This window comes from Nocardia niigatensis NBRC 100131, from assembly GCF_000308655.1.
GTDB classification, from domain to species: Bacteria; Actinomycetota; Actinomycetes; order Mycobacteriales; family Mycobacteriaceae; genus Nocardia; species Nocardia niigatensis.
The window spans coordinates 371,791-386,883 of record NZ_BAGC01000040.1; the positions used below are offsets into that span (position 1 = coordinate 371,791).

General features: G+C 67.8%; 17 protein-coding genes. 6 read left to right on the forward strand and 11 right to left on the reverse strand.

From position 1 onward, the window contains the following. Positions 1-44 precede the first annotated feature (44 nt). Positions 45-1,400: a TIGR01777 family oxidoreductase gene (locus ON33_RS14555; RefSeq protein WP_040859048.1), complete on the forward strand. Its 1,356-nt coding sequence runs from the start codon at positions 45-47 to the stop codon at positions 1,398-1,400. Positions 1,401-1,583: 183 nt separating this feature from the next. On the opposite strand, the gene ON33_RS14560 is transcribed toward ON33_RS14555, so the two are convergent. Then, positions 1,584-1,829: a DUF3039 domain-containing protein gene (locus ON33_RS14560; protein WP_040859050.1), complete on the reverse strand. Its 246-nt coding sequence runs from the start codon at positions 1,827-1,829 to the stop codon at positions 1,584-1,586. Positions 1,830-1,897: 68 nt separating this feature from the next. Here ON33_RS14560 and ON33_RS14565 point away from each other — a divergent pair, with 68 nt between their 5' ends. Continuing rightward, on the forward strand, positions 1,898-2,338 hold the full coding sequence (locus tag ON33_RS14565) for a DUF3099 domain-containing protein (RefSeq protein WP_083868953.1): 441 nt from the start codon (positions 1,898-1,900) through the stop codon (positions 2,336-2,338). 28 nt (positions 2,339-2,366) lie between these two features. On the opposite strand, the gene ON33_RS14570 is transcribed toward ON33_RS14565, so the two are convergent. Next, positions 2,367-3,608, reverse strand: a complete 1,242-nt coding sequence (locus tag ON33_RS14570) for an MFS transporter (protein ID WP_245550538.1) — start codon at positions 3,606-3,608, stop codon at positions 2,367-2,369. Between the two features lie 207 nt (positions 3,609-3,815). On the opposite strand from ON33_RS14570, the gene ON33_RS14575 reads away from it, so the two are divergent. Both ON33_RS14575 and ON33_RS14580 read left to right on the forward strand, forming a co-directional pair. After that, positions 3,816-4,799 (forward strand): GlxA family transcriptional regulator, encoded by a 984-nt coding sequence (locus ON33_RS14575; protein ID WP_040859052.1) that lies wholly within the window; start codon positions 3,816-3,818, stop codon positions 4,797-4,799. A gap of 160 nt (positions 4,800-4,959) precedes the next feature. Continuing rightward, a complete protein-coding gene (locus ON33_RS14580) occupies positions 4,960-5,538 on the forward strand; it encodes a VOC family protein (protein ID WP_245550525.1) in 579 nt (192 codons plus the stop codon). Positions 5,539-5,629: 91 nt separating this feature from the next. Here the strand turns inward: ON33_RS14580 and ON33_RS14585 are convergent, their stop codons facing one another. The 7 genes from ON33_RS14585 to ON33_RS14615 all read right to left on the reverse strand — a co-directional run bounded on the left by ON33_RS14585 (position 5,630) and on the right by ON33_RS14615 (position 10,307). Further along, positions 5,630-6,205, reverse strand: coding sequence for a F0F1 ATP synthase subunit B family protein (locus ON33_RS14585; RefSeq protein WP_051152127.1), 576 nt, complete (start codon positions 6,203-6,205; stop codon positions 5,630-5,632). Further along, positions 6,202-6,690: a F0F1 ATP synthase subunit B gene (locus ON33_RS14590; protein ID WP_306307514.1), complete on the reverse strand. Its 489-nt coding sequence runs from the start codon at positions 6,688-6,690 to the stop codon at positions 6,202-6,204. Before ON33_RS14590 ends, ON33_RS14585 begins: the two co-directional genes overlap by 4 nt. 26 nt (positions 6,691-6,716) lie before the next feature. Then, the gene (locus ON33_RS14595; protein WP_040810042.1) at positions 6,717-6,974 is read right to left on the reverse strand and encodes a F0F1 ATP synthase subunit C; all 258 of its coding nucleotides are present in this window, start codon (positions 6,972-6,974) and stop codon (positions 6,717-6,719) included. A gap of 49 nt (positions 6,975-7,023) precedes the next feature. Further along, positions 7,024-7,818, reverse strand: coding sequence for a F0F1 ATP synthase subunit A (atpB, locus tag ON33_RS14600; protein ID WP_051152129.1), 795 nt, complete (start codon positions 7,816-7,818; stop codon positions 7,024-7,026). Further along, positions 7,815-8,126 carry a hypothetical protein gene (locus ON33_RS14605; protein WP_245550526.1) on the reverse strand — a complete coding sequence of 104 codons (312 nt, stop codon included), beginning with the start codon at positions 8,124-8,126 and terminating at the stop codon, positions 7,815-7,817. Before ON33_RS14605 ends, atpB begins: the two co-directional genes overlap by 4 nt. 232 nt (positions 8,127-8,358) lie before the next feature. Then, positions 8,359-9,972 (reverse strand): monocarboxylic acid transporter, encoded by a 1,614-nt coding sequence (locus ON33_RS14610; RefSeq protein ID WP_040859056.1) that lies wholly within the window; start codon positions 9,970-9,972, stop codon positions 8,359-8,361. Continuing rightward, the gene (locus ON33_RS14615; protein WP_040859057.1) at positions 9,969-10,307 is read right to left on the reverse strand and encodes a DUF485 domain-containing protein; all 339 of its coding nucleotides are present in this window, start codon (positions 10,305-10,307) and stop codon (positions 9,969-9,971) included. The genes ON33_RS14610 and ON33_RS14615 overlap by 4 nt, the downstream gene beginning before the upstream one ends. A 213-nt stretch (positions 10,308-10,520) precedes the next feature. Here ON33_RS14615 and ON33_RS14620 point away from each other — a divergent pair, with 213 nt between their 5' ends. Continuing rightward, a complete protein-coding gene (locus tag ON33_RS14620) occupies positions 10,521-12,056 on the forward strand; it encodes a DUF7782 domain-containing protein (RefSeq protein ID WP_051152134.1) in 1,536 nt (511 codons plus the stop codon). 433 nt (positions 12,057-12,489) lie between these two features. Beyond that, positions 12,490-13,458: a sigma-70 family RNA polymerase sigma factor gene (locus tag ON33_RS14625; protein WP_040859059.1), complete on the forward strand. Its 969-nt coding sequence runs from the start codon at positions 12,490-12,492 to the stop codon at positions 13,456-13,458. 218 nt (positions 13,459-13,676) lie between these two features. Here the strand turns inward: ON33_RS14625 and ON33_RS14630 are convergent, their stop codons facing one another. After that, the gene (locus ON33_RS14630; protein WP_157184538.1) at positions 13,677-14,105 is read right to left on the reverse strand and encodes a hypothetical protein; all 429 of its coding nucleotides are present in this window, start codon (positions 14,103-14,105) and stop codon (positions 13,677-13,679) included. A 147-nt stretch (positions 14,106-14,252) separates the two neighbouring features. Beyond that, on the reverse strand, positions 14,253-15,071 hold the full coding sequence (locus ON33_RS14635) for a helix-turn-helix domain-containing protein (protein WP_051152135.1): 819 nt from the start codon (positions 15,069-15,071) through the stop codon (positions 14,253-14,255). Between the last annotated feature and the right edge of the window lie 22 nt (positions 15,072-15,093).

A 15,093-nucleotide genomic window follows, 5' to 3' on the forward strand; every position in this document is an offset into this window, starting at 1 on the left:
GTCGGAACACGGGCGCGCGGCCTCGACGCGCTAGAGTCCCGTGCGTGGGTATCGAGTGGTCGAGTGTGGTCGCCACACCGCAGGACGAGGTATTCGCCTGGTTCGAGCGTCCCGGTGCGTTCACACGCCTGAGCCCTCCGTGGTCGCCGGTCCGGCTCGTGACAGAGGCATCCTCTCTGTCCGACGGCCGCGCGGTATTGGCGCTGCCCGGCGGGATGCGCTGGGTCGCACAGCACATCGCGAGTGACTACGACCCGCCACGACGGTTCAGCGACGAGGCCGTCGGCGGCAATGCGTCGGAGATGGTCTCGAACCTGTTGCCGTGGAAACACACTCACAGCTTCGAGGCAGTCGACGAACGACACACCCGCGTGCTCGACCGGGTCGACACACCCGTGCCCGCCGCCGCGCTGCAATCGATGTTCGCCTATCGATCCCGGCAGCTGGCGGGCGATCTCGACGCGCATCGGCGGGCTGCCGGGCGTTGCCCGGCGAGAATCGCGGTGACCGGCGCCTCCGGCCTGGTCGGATCCGCGCTCACCGCATTCCTGACCACCGGCGGCCATGCGGTGATCCGATTGGTTCGGCGGCCGCCCACCGTTCCCGATGAGCGGCAGTGGAATCCGGCCGAGCCGGCCAGCGACCTCTTGGCCGATATCGATGCCGTCATCCACCTCGCGGGCGCGTCGATCGCGGGGCGCTTCACCTCGGCACACAAGCACGACATCCGCGACAGCCGAATCGAACCGACACGCCGCCTCGCCGACCTGGCGGCGCGATCAGGTGTCCGAGTTTTCCTCAGCGCCTCCGCGATCGGCTACTACGGAGCCGATCGCGGCGATGATCCGCTCACCGAAAACAGCTCCCGCGGAAGCGGTTTCCTGGCCGATGTCGTTGCGGATTGGGAGGACGCCGCGCTGGCGGCCGCGGACCGCGTCCGGGTGGCCACCATCCGCACCGGCATCGTCCAGTCGCCGCGCGGCGGCACGCTGCGCCTGCTCCGTCCGCTGTTCTCGGCCGGCCTGGGCGGGCGAATGGGAGACGGACGGCAATGGCTGTCGTGGATAGGGATCGACGATCTGGTCGACGTCTATCACCGGGCGCTGTGGGACGAAACGCTCTCCGGTCCCATCAACGCCGTAGCACCGGACCCCGTCCGGAACAGCGACTACACGGCGGCACTGGCGCGGGTATTGCACCGCCCCGCGCTCGTCCCGATCCCGGGATTCGGGCCGCGACTACTGCTCGGCGCCGAGGGCGCCCGCGAGCTGGCGTCCGCCAGCCAACGGGTCATCCCCGACCGGCTGACCGCCGCCGGACACCGATTCCGCACACCTGAGCTGGAATTCGCGCTTCGCCATGTCCTCGGCCGAACCCTCGCCCGCGACCTCCCGAACTGACCGAGCACGGTCTTGGCTCTCGGCACCGGGCGCATCGACAGCCCAGAACCACCACATCCACCAGGCGTTCGCCGCACGGTGGCGGCGGACGGTTCAGCGGTCACAGGCTTGACAGACCCGGGCGGAGTTACACCGAAATGACACTTTCGACCTGGTCTACAACGCGCTGACCAGTGGAAACGGCTAGTCCTTCTTCATCATCTCGTAGATCCGCTTACAGTCCGAGCAAACCGGGGAGCCGGGCTTCGGGGAGCGGGTCACCGGGAAGACCTCGCCGCACAGGGCCACCACGTGGGTGCCCATGACGGCGGACTCGGTGATCTTTTCCTTCTTGACGTAGTGGAAGACCTTGGGAGTGTCGTTGTCGGTCGACTCGTCGGTGGTCTCGTCCGGACGGACCAGGGTGTCTGCGCTCACGGGTTCAATCATGCCAGGTCGGCCTGCCGCGGGGCGGGGTGGCGTGTGCATCCGACGCGCGGTAGTGGAAGACTCGGGGTATGCAGCGTGACGGCGAATCCCAGGCCGACGGCATGAGCGGTGAGGATCGCCCGGACGTCGAGTTCCACCCCGCCGGTGCCATCCCGAAACCACCGAGCCAATCCCAGGGCTACTTCCCGGGCGAGGAGAAGCAGCACCCGGCGCTGATCACCGAGGCCGCGCCCTCGCTGGAGCAGCAGCATCGCGACCGGGTGCGGCGCTACCTCACCATCATGTCGCTGCGCATCCCCTGCCTGATCGGCGCGGCCGTCGCGTACAGCGTGTGGCACAGCTGGTGGCTGGCGCTGCTCATCATCGGCGTCTCCATCCCGCTCCCCTGGATCGCGGTGCTCATCGCCAACGACCGCCCGCCCCGCACCAAGGACGAGCCCAGTCGCTGGGACGGACGAAGCGATCAGATCGCGCTGGAGTCGAACCCGCACAAGGCAATCGACGGCTGAACCGCCGTTCCACCGCCGGCTCGTGGAATCAGGCAGCCGAGGGGCGAATTCTCGCGGAGAGCAGGGCTGCCAGACCGCACAGTCCGCCCGCGATGAACCAGGCCATGGTGTAGTTGCCCTCCACATCGCGGATGACGCCCGCACCGAAGGCTGCCAGGGCCGCGCCGATCTGGTGCGAAGCGAACACCCAGCCGAAGGCGACAGGTCCGTCCGCGCCGAAGTGGGTGCGGCACAGGGCGACCGTGGGCGGCACGGTGGCGATCCAGTCGAGACCGTAGAAGATGATGAACGCCCACATGCTCGGGTGCACGTCCGGTCCGAAGAGGATGGGCAGGCACAGCAGCGAGAGGCCGCGCAGCGAGTAGTAGGCGACCAGCAGGTAGCGGGAGTCCAGGCGGTCGGTGAGCCAGCCCGAGGCGATGGTGCCGGCCACATCGAAGACGCCGACCAGGGCCAGCAGTCCGGCCGCGGTGGTGGCGGGCATCCCGTGATCGTGGGCGGCGCTGACGAAATGCGTGCCGATCAAGCCGTTGGTGGAGGCCCCGCAGATGGCGAAACCGCCGGCCAGCAGCCAGAAGACGGGCTTGCGGACAATGCTCGCCAGCACCGTCACCGCGCGGGCCGCGCCGCCGGGCGCCGCGGTGCGCAGCCCGACCTCACTGCCGGGTTCGGCGCCGTAGGCCCGCTCCCCGACATCGCTGGGGAAGTCGCGGATGAACAGCAGCACCAGCGGCACCACCGCCAGCGCTGTCGCCGACACCACGAGAGTCGGTGTGCGCCAGCCGTAATCGCGGGCCAGGCTCGCGATCACGGGCAGGAACACCAGCTGACCGGTGGCGCCCGCGGCGGTGAGCACCCCGGTGACGAGCCCGCGCTGCTTCACGAACCACCGACCGGTGATGGTGGCCACGAACGGCATGGACATCGAGCCCACGCCGACGCCGACCAGCAGCCCCCAGGTCGCCATGAGCTGCCACGGCTGCGTCATGAAGACGGTCAGCCCGCTGCCCGCCGCGATCAGGACCAGCGCGCACGCCACCACCCGGCGAATGCCGAAACGATCCATCAGCGCCGCCGCGAACGGCGAGATCAGGCCGTAGAGCAGCACATTGACCGACACCGCCGCGCCGATGGTGCCGTGTGACCAGCCGAACTCCTCGTGCAGCGGATCCATCAGCACGCCGGGCACCGAGCGGAAGCCGGCCGCGCCGAGCAGGGCGATGAAACCCACCACCGCCACGATCCAGGCCGGATGCAGTCCGGAACGCACACGCGGAGGCTGCGTCGAACCGCTCGCCGCGGAGGGTTCCGGATCGGTGGTGCGGGCCGCACCCAATGGGGTTGCGCCACCCGGTGATTCCCGGTCGAGATCGTCGGTCAGTTCGCTCACCGATCGAGCGTGACCGAAAAGCTCTTTCGCGACGAGTGGCCAGAATGCCACAATGCGTCAAGATCCAGCCATCGCGAGAGGAGCATCGTGCCGACACCCCACCTGGTGGCCGTCCTCGTCCTGGAACCGACCGTCGGCTTCGACATGTCGATCCCGCCCGTCGTGCTCGGCGCCGCCGTCGACGAGAACGGAAACCAGCTCTACGAGGTGCACACCTGCGGCATCGGCACCGGCGGGGTCGCCGCGACCGGCGGCTACACCGTGATCCCGGAGTTCGGCCCCGAACTGCTGGCCCGCGCCGACACCGTGATCGTGCCCGGCACCCGCATCACCGAGCCGCGTCAGGAGGGCACGCTGCCGCCCCGGGTGGCCGCGGCGCTGGCCACCATCCGCCCGGATGCGCGCATCGTCTCCATCTGCACCGGCGCCTTCGTCCTGGGCGCGGCGGGCATCCTCGACGGCCGCCGCGCCACCACCCACTGGCAGTTCGCCGACCGGTTCCGCGCCCTCTACCCGGAGGTCCTGCTCGACGAGAACCTGCTGTTCGTGCAGGACGGAAACGTCTGGTCCTCAGCGGGATTGGCGGCCGGCATCGACCTGTGCCTGGATCTGATCCGCACCGATCACGGCAGCGCCGCCGCCAATGGCGCGGCCCGCTACTGCGTGGTGCCGCCGTGGCGTGACGGCGGCCAGTCGCAGTTCATCGAGCGGCAGGTCCCGGAGTCGGGCAGTGAGGGGACCGCGCCGACCCGCCGCTGGGCGCTGGACCATCTGGAACGGGAGCTGGACCTCAACTCCCTTGCCGCGCATGCTCATATGAGCGTGCGCACCTTCACCCGCCGGTTCAAGGCCGAGACCGGGATGGCGCCCGGCGCGTGGATCCTGCGGCAGCGCATCCGCCATTCCCGGCACCTGCTCGAGACCACCGACCTGACCGTCGACGAGGTCGCGCGCAGCGCGGGCATGGGCACCGCGGCCTCGCTGCGCCACCACATGCGCCTGGAGCTGGGCGTGCCACCGCTGGCCTACCGCAAGACCTTCCGCAAGCGCGAAACCCTGGAGACAGCATGACGATTCGCTGGGTGTGGGCCTTCCTGGACCGCCCCGCCGCACACTTCGACGACTGCGCCCGCTTCTGGACCACGGTCACCGGCACCGAGCTCTCCGCCCCGCGCGGCGAACACGACGATTCGTCACGCTGCTCCCGGATTCCGGCGCCGCGACGGTCAAGATGCAGTCGATCGACGGGCCGGCGCGCGTGCACCTGGACCTCGACGTCGACGATGTCGACGCGGCCACCGAGCGCGCCCAGCGGCTGGGCGCCACCCTCGCCGCGGACTACATCCTCACCTCGCGCATCGGCTACGCCGTCCTGCGCTCCCCCGCCGGAATGCCGTTCTGCTTCACGCCTTTCCGCGATTCCGCGGGCCCGCTCACCCCGACCGTGACCGGCCCGGCCGGCGACCGCACCCGCCTCGATCAGATCTGCCTCGACATCGGCGCGAGCGACTTCGACATCGAGGCCCGCTTCTGGACCGACCTGACCGCATGGTCGTGGCGGCCCAGCACGCTGCCGGAATTCGCCCGCCTCTCGGCGCGGCCGGGCATCCCCCTCGACTTCCTGCTGCAACGCCTCGGCGACGACCGGCCCACGTCGGCGCACCCGGACATCGCCTGCACCGATATCGAAGCCACGGCCGCCTGGCACGAGCAGTTGGGCGCACGCCGCGTCGAAATCGGCAAGCACTGGATCGTCATGGCCGACCCCGCGGGCCAGTCCTACTGCCTCACCGGCCGCCTGCCCGCCTGAACCGATTCCCCTCGGCCCGAACCGATTCCGGCCCGCACACGCGGCAACGCCCCTGAAACCCGGAGGTTTCAGGGGCGTGCCTTGCCCGGGCTTATTTCCGCTCGGTTTGCGGCTGGCGGCGGGCCGCCTCGCCGGAGTTGGCCAGCGCCTCGAGGTCCTCGAGGAACTTCTCGATACTCTCGGCGCGCGCCTGCGGCGAGCCGATCTGCTCGCGCACCTTCTCCTCGGTGAGTGCGAGCATGGCGGCGGCCAGATCCTGTTCCAGGTCGCGGATCATCTGCCTGCGGTACTGCAGGATCTGATCACGGCCTTGCTTGCGCACTCGTTCCACCTCGGCCGCGGCGGCCTCGCGCATCTGGAGAATGATGCGGTCGGCGTCGGCCCGGGCCTCTTCGCGCATGCGATCGAGTTCGGCCTGCGCCTCGGCGACGGCATTGTCGTAGGCGGCCTTGGCGGTGGCCAAGCGCTCCGCCGCCGCCTCGCTCTCCTCGAGTTGCCGCCGAATCTGGTCCTGCGCGTTGTTCATGATTCTCCTCACCGGTGGCACCACGTATTTCATGACGAACCACACGATGACAGCGAAGCCGAACAGCTGGCTGAAGAAGACGGGCCAATCGAAGGTGATGTTGTAAATACCCTCGGCGAGATGGGTATCGGTGAGGATCATGCAGACCCCCGTCCTCTCTGCTGGCCCGCGCTGGTCCGGGCACGATCGTTCCCACCCAGGACCCGGCCGGCCAGGTCCTGAGCGAGTGGTTCGACGGCTTCGCGTAGTTCGGCGGCGACCTGGTCGGCCTCGGCGCGGAGGTGCGCCGTGGACTCGGCCACGATCTGGTCGGCCTCTTTCTGTGCCTCGCCGCGCATTTCATCGAGAATCGCGCGCCCTTGGGCCCGGGCCTGGTTGCGGATGTCGGCCGCTTCCGTACGGGCTTTCTCGAGCGCGGACTCGTAGCGCGCCTCGGCTTCGGCGAAGGTTTCGCTGGCTTCCTTGGCGGTCGCCGTCGTGACCTCGACACGTGCCTCCCGCTCCGCCAACACTTTTCGTATCGGCGGAACCACGAAGAACCAGATGACTCCGAGCACGATCAGGAAGATCAATAACTCAGCGAAGAAGGTGCCGTTGGGAACCAGGAAGTTCCCCGCGGCCTCCACATCCGTTCTGGGAGACATGATGACGTCTACTTACCGGGAGTAGCGAATACGAACAAGGCCATGAACGCTAGATTGATGAAGTATGCCGCTTCGACCAGACCCACGGTCAGGAAGAAGTTCACGCGCAGGCGGCCCTCCGCCTCCGGCTGCCGGGTGACACCGTTGATCAGTGCGGCGCCGGCCAGACCGTCACCGATACCCGCGCCGATGGCACCGCCCGCCAGAATGATGCCGCCGCCGATGAGAGCGCCCTGGACGATACTCGCGGTTGCTGGGTCTGCCATTTTTCACTTCCTTTGACAAAGGGTTACTGCGCTGAACGACTGAAGCCGCTCAGTGGTTTTCACTCTCCAGCGACATCGACTGGCTGAAGTAGAGGATGGTCAGCAGGGCGAAGATGAATGCCTGAATGGCTCCGACGAAGAGGTCGAAGAGTTTCCAGACGGCATTCGGACCCCAGCTGATCCAGAACGGGAACAAGGTGATCACCGAAACCATCACGCCGCCCGCAAACATGTTGCCGAAAAGTCGCAAGGAGAGCGACAGCGGTTTGGCGATTTCCTCGACCACATTGATGAAAACCATGGGGCCCCAGCCGGTGTGACCCTTCAGCAACTGCTTCACGTGCCCGCCCGGGCCGCGCCGCCACGCGCCTGCCGCGTGATAGAGCAGGAACACGAACAGCGCCAGCGAGAGCGTGAAATTGAAATCGGACGCCGGCGGCGCGATCAATTCCCCCGAACCGTACTGAACAGGCAAGACGGACAACCAGTTCGACAACAGGATGAAGGTGAACAGCGTGACCGCCAGCGGCAGCACGAACGGCGCGACCTTCATGCCGATGGCCGTCTCGACCTGACTGCGCATCTGGACCGTGATGGTCTCGAAGAACAGCTGCACGCCGTTGGGCACCCCGGAGGTGATCTTCACGCGCAGATAGAAGGCCAGGCCCAGCACGATCAGCGCGGCCACCCCGGTGGACACGATGGTGTCCACGTTGAAGGTCATGCCCAGCAGGTGCGCCTGGGCGTGGTCGCCGACATGGATCTTGGACTCCCCCGAGGAGTCTTCGGCGGCCAGCAGCGCCGGCGCCGACGAATGGGCGAGGAAAGCGACGGGAATGCTCATGACTGCTGTCGAAGCCCTTTCACCTCGGGCAGAGCGGTATGGAGAACCAGAATCAGCTGAAAGGCCGCCAGCCCGAAGAAGATTCCGACGCCGTAGGGGCGAGTCAGGAATGCCACCACAATGGACAGCGCGGTCAGAATGAGCAACCGCGATGCCGAGGACAGCGCCAATTTCTGTTTGCTGGGTGTTTCCGCGTCGGTGATACGAACGATGGACATCCAGGTAAGCCGGGCGTTCACCCAGCCGAGCGTCAGACCGGTGGCCATGAAAACACCCAGCAACAATCGATCGAACACCCCTGTGACCATCAATGCCAGTATGCCGAAAGCGATTGCAATAGCACTCGCTCTACGCATCCGGAGCCTGTTGAGGTCCAATACGACACCGCCTCGCCGTCATCCCACCTCGCAGTGGGGCCGTGCATGATCAATAGCATACACAGCCCAACCTCGTTGCGTGGCAGTATTTTTGATCTTCAAAATGTTGATCTTGAAATTCTGAAACGCTTTTCAGCGAACTTTCCGCCACTTTATTCGGACATCAGTGTTGCACAGCCTTTTCCGCTCCGGTGCCGGTCAGCGACCGCACTTGCATCTCGGCGTACTTGGCGTCGTCGTGTTCTCTCGACAGCACGGTTCCCAGCCAGCCCAGAGCGAACGAAACCGGTATGGACACCAGCCCCGGGTTGGCGAGCGGGAACCAGTGGAAGTCATGGGATTTGATCATGGCGGTGGGCGCCCCGGAGACCGCCGGCGAGAACACGATCAGCACGATGGTGACCGCTAATCCGCCGTAGATGCTCCACAGTGCTCCGGCGGTGTTGAAGCGCCGCCAGAACAGTGAATACAAAATGGTCGGTAGGTTTGCCGAAGCGGCCACCGCGAACGCCAATGCCACCAGAAACGCCACATTCTGGTTCTTTGCCAGAATGCCGCCCACGATGGCCAGCGCCCCGATCACCACCGCGGTGATCCGCGCGACCCGCACCTCGCCGTCCTTACTGTCACCGTTCCCGCGCTTGATGACATTGGCGTACACATCGTGGGCGAAGGACGCCGACGCCGTGATGGTCAGCCCCGCGACCACCGCCAGAATCGTCGCGAACGCCACCGCCGCAACGAATCCCAGCAGCACCGGCCCACCCAGTTCCAAGGCCAGCAGCGGCGCGGCCGCGTTCTCCTTGCCCGGCGCCTTGGCGATCTTCTCCGGCCCCACCAGCGCGCCCGCGCCGTAGCCGAGCACCAGGGTGAACAGATAGAAGACGCCGATCAGGCCGATCGCCCACACCACCGAACGGCGGGCGTCCTTGGCCGTGGGCACCGTGTAGAACCGCATCAGCACGTGCGGCAGCCCGGCCGTGCCGAGCACCAGAGCCAGTGCGAGAGAGAGGAAGTCGAGCTTGCTGGTCCCGTTCTTGCCGTAACGCGCGCCCGGTTCGAGCAGCTTCGCGCCGGTCTTGCCACCGTGGTTCACCGCGTCCTGCAGCACGCTGGAGAAATTGAAGTCGTAGCGCCCCAGCACCCACACCGTCATGGCCGCGGCCGCGCCGATCAACAGCACCGCCTTGACGATCTGCACCCAGGTGGTGCCCTTCATACCGCCCACGAGCACGTAGACGATCATGATCGCCCCGACCACCGCGATCACCAGATTCTGTCCCGCCGAACCGGATACGCCCAGCAGCAGCGAGATCAGCACGCCTGCGCCCGCCATCTGCGCGAGTAGATAGAACAGGCTCACCGCCAGCGTCGAGGTGGCCGCGGCGGCCCGCACCGGCCGCTGCCGCATCCGGAAGGCCAGCACATCACCGAGGGTGAATTTGCCGGTATTGCGAAGTAATTCGGCCACCAGCAGCAGCGCCAGCAGCCAGGCCACCAGGAACCCGATGGAATAGAGGAAACCGTCGTAGCCGTACACCGCGATGGCCCCGGCGATCCCCAGGAAACTGGCCGCCGACAGGTAGTCACCGGAGATGGCGATGCCGTTCTGCGGCCCGGAGAAGGCGCGCCCGGCGGCGTAATAGTCTGCGGCCGTGCGGTTGGCACGACTGGCCCAAACCACGATGCCCAGCGTGATGACCACGAAGATCGCGAAGATGGTGATGTTGAGCCCCGGGTGGCTGCCCTCCACGCCCGCCGCCAGATATCCGGTCATCGGTTCGGCCCTTCCAGTTCGGCGCGGATCTGCTCGGCCATCGGGTCGAGGGTGCGGTCGGCGTAGCGGACATAGAGGCCGGTGATGGCGAAGGTCGAAAGGAACTGGAGCAGGCCGAAGATCAACCCGACGGTGATGTTCCCGCCCACCCTGTGCGACATGAAGCCGTGCGCGTAGTCGGCGAGCAGCACGTACAGCGCGTACCAGACGAGGAACAGAGCGGTCATGGGGAAGACGAAACGCCGGAAGCGATGCCGCAGGCGCTGGAATTCGGGACTGTCGTAGACCTCGGGCCAGTCGGGATCCGGGTGGCCGGTCTGGGATTCAGTTGTCAACTGCGATACCTCCTGGTGATCCAGGTCACAGTAGCAACGAAGATCCCTGCGAGCGGGGCGAATAACCGCAGGTGAGATCGCAAATACATCGATAAGTGAGCTCGAATTCATGGCTCGGGGCGACTGGCAACCAACTGGTTTCCACCCCCTCCGGGCAAGGGAACCGGGCCCGGCGGCGGATGCCCATCGGTTGCGGTGGCAGAGTTCCTCCTCATGCCGACGAATCGCTCCGTCATCCCGCGCTTGACGACTACTTCGTCCCTGCTCGCCGACCTCGCGCCCGACCTACGCGCGGCGCTGACCCGCGTCCGCTACGACGCGGACACCCTGCTCGAGGCGCTGGGCGACGCCGCCCACGCCGCCCTCGGCCGCGGCGAACCCGTGCCGGTCCGCCGCGCCGCCGCCGAGCTCGGCGAGCTCGGCACCCTGGTGCGCCTGCTGCTGCTCGGCGACACCGTCCCCGAACGTGAAGCGGCAGCGGCCCTTTCGCCCGTGAGCATCGACCGAGCCATCAACGCGGGACTGCTGGAGCGCGACGGCGACGAGATCCGCGCCGCCTTGGACCTGCGCCCCCTCGATCTGGGCGAGGGCACCCGCTGGGTGCTGTCCGACCTCGACGACTCGATGCGCCGCCGCAGCCTCGACACCGATCACGTGCTCGGCGTCGGCCAGGCCTCGCTGTCCTTGCTGCGCGCCACCCCGACCCGCAAAACCGGCACCGTCCTCGACCTCGGCACCGGCTGCGGCGTCCAGGCCGTGCACGCCGCCTCCTACGGCGACCGCGTCACCGGCACCGACGTGAACAAGCGCGCCCTCTGGCTGGCCGAGGCCACCGCCGCCCTCAACGACCTCGATATCGAACTGCTGGAAGGCTCCTGGTTCGAGCCGGTGGCCGGCCGCCGCTTCGATCAGGTGGTGGCCAATCCCCCGTTCGTGGTGGGCCCGGCCCGCGTCGAGCACACCTACCGCGATTCCGGCCTGCACCTGGACGGCGCCAGCGAACTCGTCATCTCCGGCATCCCGGACCTGCTGAACCCGGGCGGCACCGCGGCCCTGCTGGCCTCCTGGGTGCACGTCGACGGCCAGGACTGGCGCGGCCGGGTCGCGAGCTGGCTGCCCGACCATGGCGTGGACGCGTGGATCGTGCAGCGCGACATCGCCGATCCGGCCCTCTATGTCGGAACCTGGCTGCGCGACGCCGGATTGGACCCGCGCGAGGCCGCCGCCCAGGACCGCGCCGAACGCTGGCTCGACGCCTTCCGCGAGGCCGGGGTCGCGGGCATCGGCTTCGGTTTCGTCTATCTGCGCGCCATCGACGGCCCGACCGAACTCCTCGCCGAGGATCTCACCCACGGCTTCGACGATCCGCTGGGGCCGGAGGCCCTCGCCTACTTCGAGCGCTCGGCCTGGCTGCGCGCCGCGGCCGTCGACAACGACCTCATCCTCGACTCGCGCTACGAGGTCGATCCGGCCGCCGCGCTCGAGCGCGTCTACCTCCCCGGCGACGAGGGTTGGGCGCAGGCGGTGGCCCGGCTGCACCGCGGCGACGGCCCGCGCTGGCAGCACGAGGTCGACGACACCACCGCCGCGCTGCTGGCCGGCATGCGTCCCGACGGCCTGCCCCTGCGCGAACTCCTCGAACTGCTGGCTTTCAGCGAAACCGGCGAGGCCGCGACCCCCGAGTTCGCGACCGCGGCGATGACCATCGTGGCCGGACTGGTCCGCCACGGTCTCGTGCATCCGCGCTGAGCGCTCTCTCCCTCGACGGCCGCCGGGTTCTCCCCGGCGGCCGTCGGCGTTCCGGCTCGAAACCGCCGATGACGGGCGGTGAGGTCGATCACGATCCCATGTCGCGCGCATACCGATCCGGTCCGGCGCGGGAATGTGGCGGAGCCGCCTTTCGTTTCACTACCTGCTCGAACGAAGACGCCCGCACAAGGTCGGTTCACGCGTATTCGCTTGTCGCGTCAGAAAGTTCGGGTCCGGCGGCGGGCAACCACCCGGACACCTAGGGCCGTCCGCCGGCGGCGCGTGTTCCCAGCGATGCGCGCTTCTCAGGAACTTCTCAGCCGTGCACCCTAAAAACCGCAGCTCAGGTGCGGTTTACCGATGATCCGGCGGGGAACTTTCCTGAAGTCGGGTCCGTTGAACGGAGCGAGACACCACCGACAGGAGGCAAGTCATGACAAGCCCCGCCACCACTGACGTGCGCACCAGCGAACAAGATCTCGATGCCGCAAGCCCCGCCGCCGACCTGGTACGTGTGTACTTGAATGGAATCGGTAAGACGGCGCTGCTGACGGCAGCCGACGAGGTCGAGCTGGCCAAGCGCATCGAGGCGGGCCTCTACGCTCAGCACCTGCTGGAGACCGGCAAGCGTCTGTCCGCCGCGAAGAAGAAGGATCTGGCGATCCTGGTTCGCGAGGGTCAGTCCGCCCGCCAGCATCTGCTCGAAGCGAACCTCCGCCTCGTGGTCTCTCTGGCCAAGCGCTACACCGGCCGTGGCATGCCGCTGCTGGACCTGATCCAGGAGGGCAACCTGGGCCTGATCCGCGCCATGGAGAAGTTCGATTACACCAAGGGCTTCAAGTTCTCGACCTACGCCACCTGGTGGATCCGGCAGGCCATCACCCGCGGTATGGCCGACCAGTCCCGTACCATCCGCCTCCCCGTCCACCTGGTCGAGCAGGTGAACAAGCTGGCCCGCATCAAGCGCGAACTGCATCAGCAGCTCGGCCGCGAGGCCACCGACGCGGAACTGGCCAACGAGTCGGGCATCCCGGTCGAGAAGATCGCCGACCTGCTCGACCACAGCCGCGACCCGGTATCGCTGGACATGCCGGTCGGCAATGACGAAGAGGCCCCGCTGGGCGACTTCATCGAGGACTCCGAGGCCACCTCGGCCGAGAGCGCCGTCATCGCCGGTCTGCTGCACCGCGACGTGCGCACCGTTCTGGCCACCCTGGACGAGCGCGAACAGCAGGTTATCCGGCTGCGCTACGGCCTCGACGACGGCCAGCCGCGCACCCTCGACCAGATCGGCAAGCTCTTCGGCCTGTCCCGTGAGCGCGTCCGCCAGATCGAGCGCGAGGTCATGTCCAAGCTCCGCAAGGGCGAGCGCGCCGACCGCCTGCGCGCCTACGCCAGCTAGTTCCCTCCGTGGAGCCGGTCCGCCCGGCTCCACACCCCCTGATCATCGGGCCGTGTTTCGAGGCGCTGGCCCGATCCCGCCGGCCGATTCCACTGCCCGAACGTCCCCTCCGGGCACGCAGAGTCGGCCGGCGTACTCATGCGATCCGACCGACCAACCGGCTTGTCAGAAGTTGCGTTCGAGCCCGTCTGCCTCGACGCGGCGCGGGCCCGCCCGAGCTAGAGACCGAAACTGCCGCTCGGGAGCTGGAAGCTGCCGCCACCGCCACAGGTGGCCTTGGGGGGTGTCGGCACCGGGGTACCGGCCGGGGCGGGTTGCACGGTGACGGTCAGGGTCTGGGTGTCCGAGCCCTGCTTGGCCTGCAGGGTGTGGGTGCCCGCGGTGGTGGGGGTCCAGTCCTGGAGCGCCGCGACGCTGTCCATGCCCAGCTGCTCGCCGCCGATGCACTGGCCGTTGTCGTAGAAGTACACCCAGGCACCCCAGCCCGCGGTCGCGTCCGACAGGACATAGGTGCTTCCGACCTGGAGCTGACCCGGATTGCCCGCAATGCTCAGGGTCGGATACGCCCCGGCCGGCGCCGCCGTCAATGCGAGCACCGCTCCGGCGGCCACCAATCCCTGTCCGCCCCAAGCGATTCGACGACTCATGTTCATGTTTTCTCCCTGTCCGTGGCCGCACTCGCGACCTACGAACAGTAGCGTTCGCAAACTGTGAAATGTTTGGATTTCAAAAATCGAGCCCGCCCCGGTCGGATGCGATCGCCTCCCGAATCGCCGCCGCTCGCGCGGAGGTGGTCAGCCGGTGAAGCGGGTCAGGGATTGGCAGGGCGTCGGGGCGGGGATGTCGCCGCGGAAGTAGGCGGTGGGCGGGACGCCCATCAGGGAGCGGAAGTCGGCGGTCATGTGCGATTGGTCGTAATAGCCGCTGGCGGTGGCCAAATGGGACCAGGGGGTGTGGCCCGCGGCCGAGAGGATCTGGCGGACCCGGGCGATGCGGGCATAGTGCTTGGGCGAGACGCCGATTCCGGTGGTGAACAGATTGCGGAGTTGGCGTTCGCTGATAGCGAGGCTGGTGGCCAGATCGGCGATGGGCGCCGCGGTGTCCATGGCGGCGACCGCCGAGCCGAGCAGACGGCGGTGGTCGCGGCGGGTGCGATCCTCCGAGAGGCGTTGCGGCAGCTCGGATTCCAGGAAGGGCAGGATGTCCTCCGGGGCCAGCTCGGCGAGGGCGCCGGCGAGATCGGCGGCGGCGCCGGGCAGGTCGGCGAGCAGAGCGACCCGGTTGGTGAGATCCGCGGCGGGCAGGCCCAGCAGCGGCTGGGACGCACCGGGGGCCAGGCGAATGCGCGTGCACCCGGCGGGCTTGCTGGGGTTGGCGTAGCTGGCGCGGGTGCGCGGGCCCACGACGAGGGCGTCACGGCGGCCGGATTCCTCGGTGCGCAGCACGATCGTGGTGACCGCCTGCGGGACGTGGGTGAAGGCCATGGCCTCCGGCCGCACGGTCGGGATGTGCGCGATCTCGGTGATCCAGGGCCGCAGCGACTCCGGCGGCCTCAGCCGGTGTTCGAGCTCGTCGGCGGAGACGACAGGGGCCGGGAGTTGCGCGATGGTCACCGAATCAACTCTAGGTAGTCTC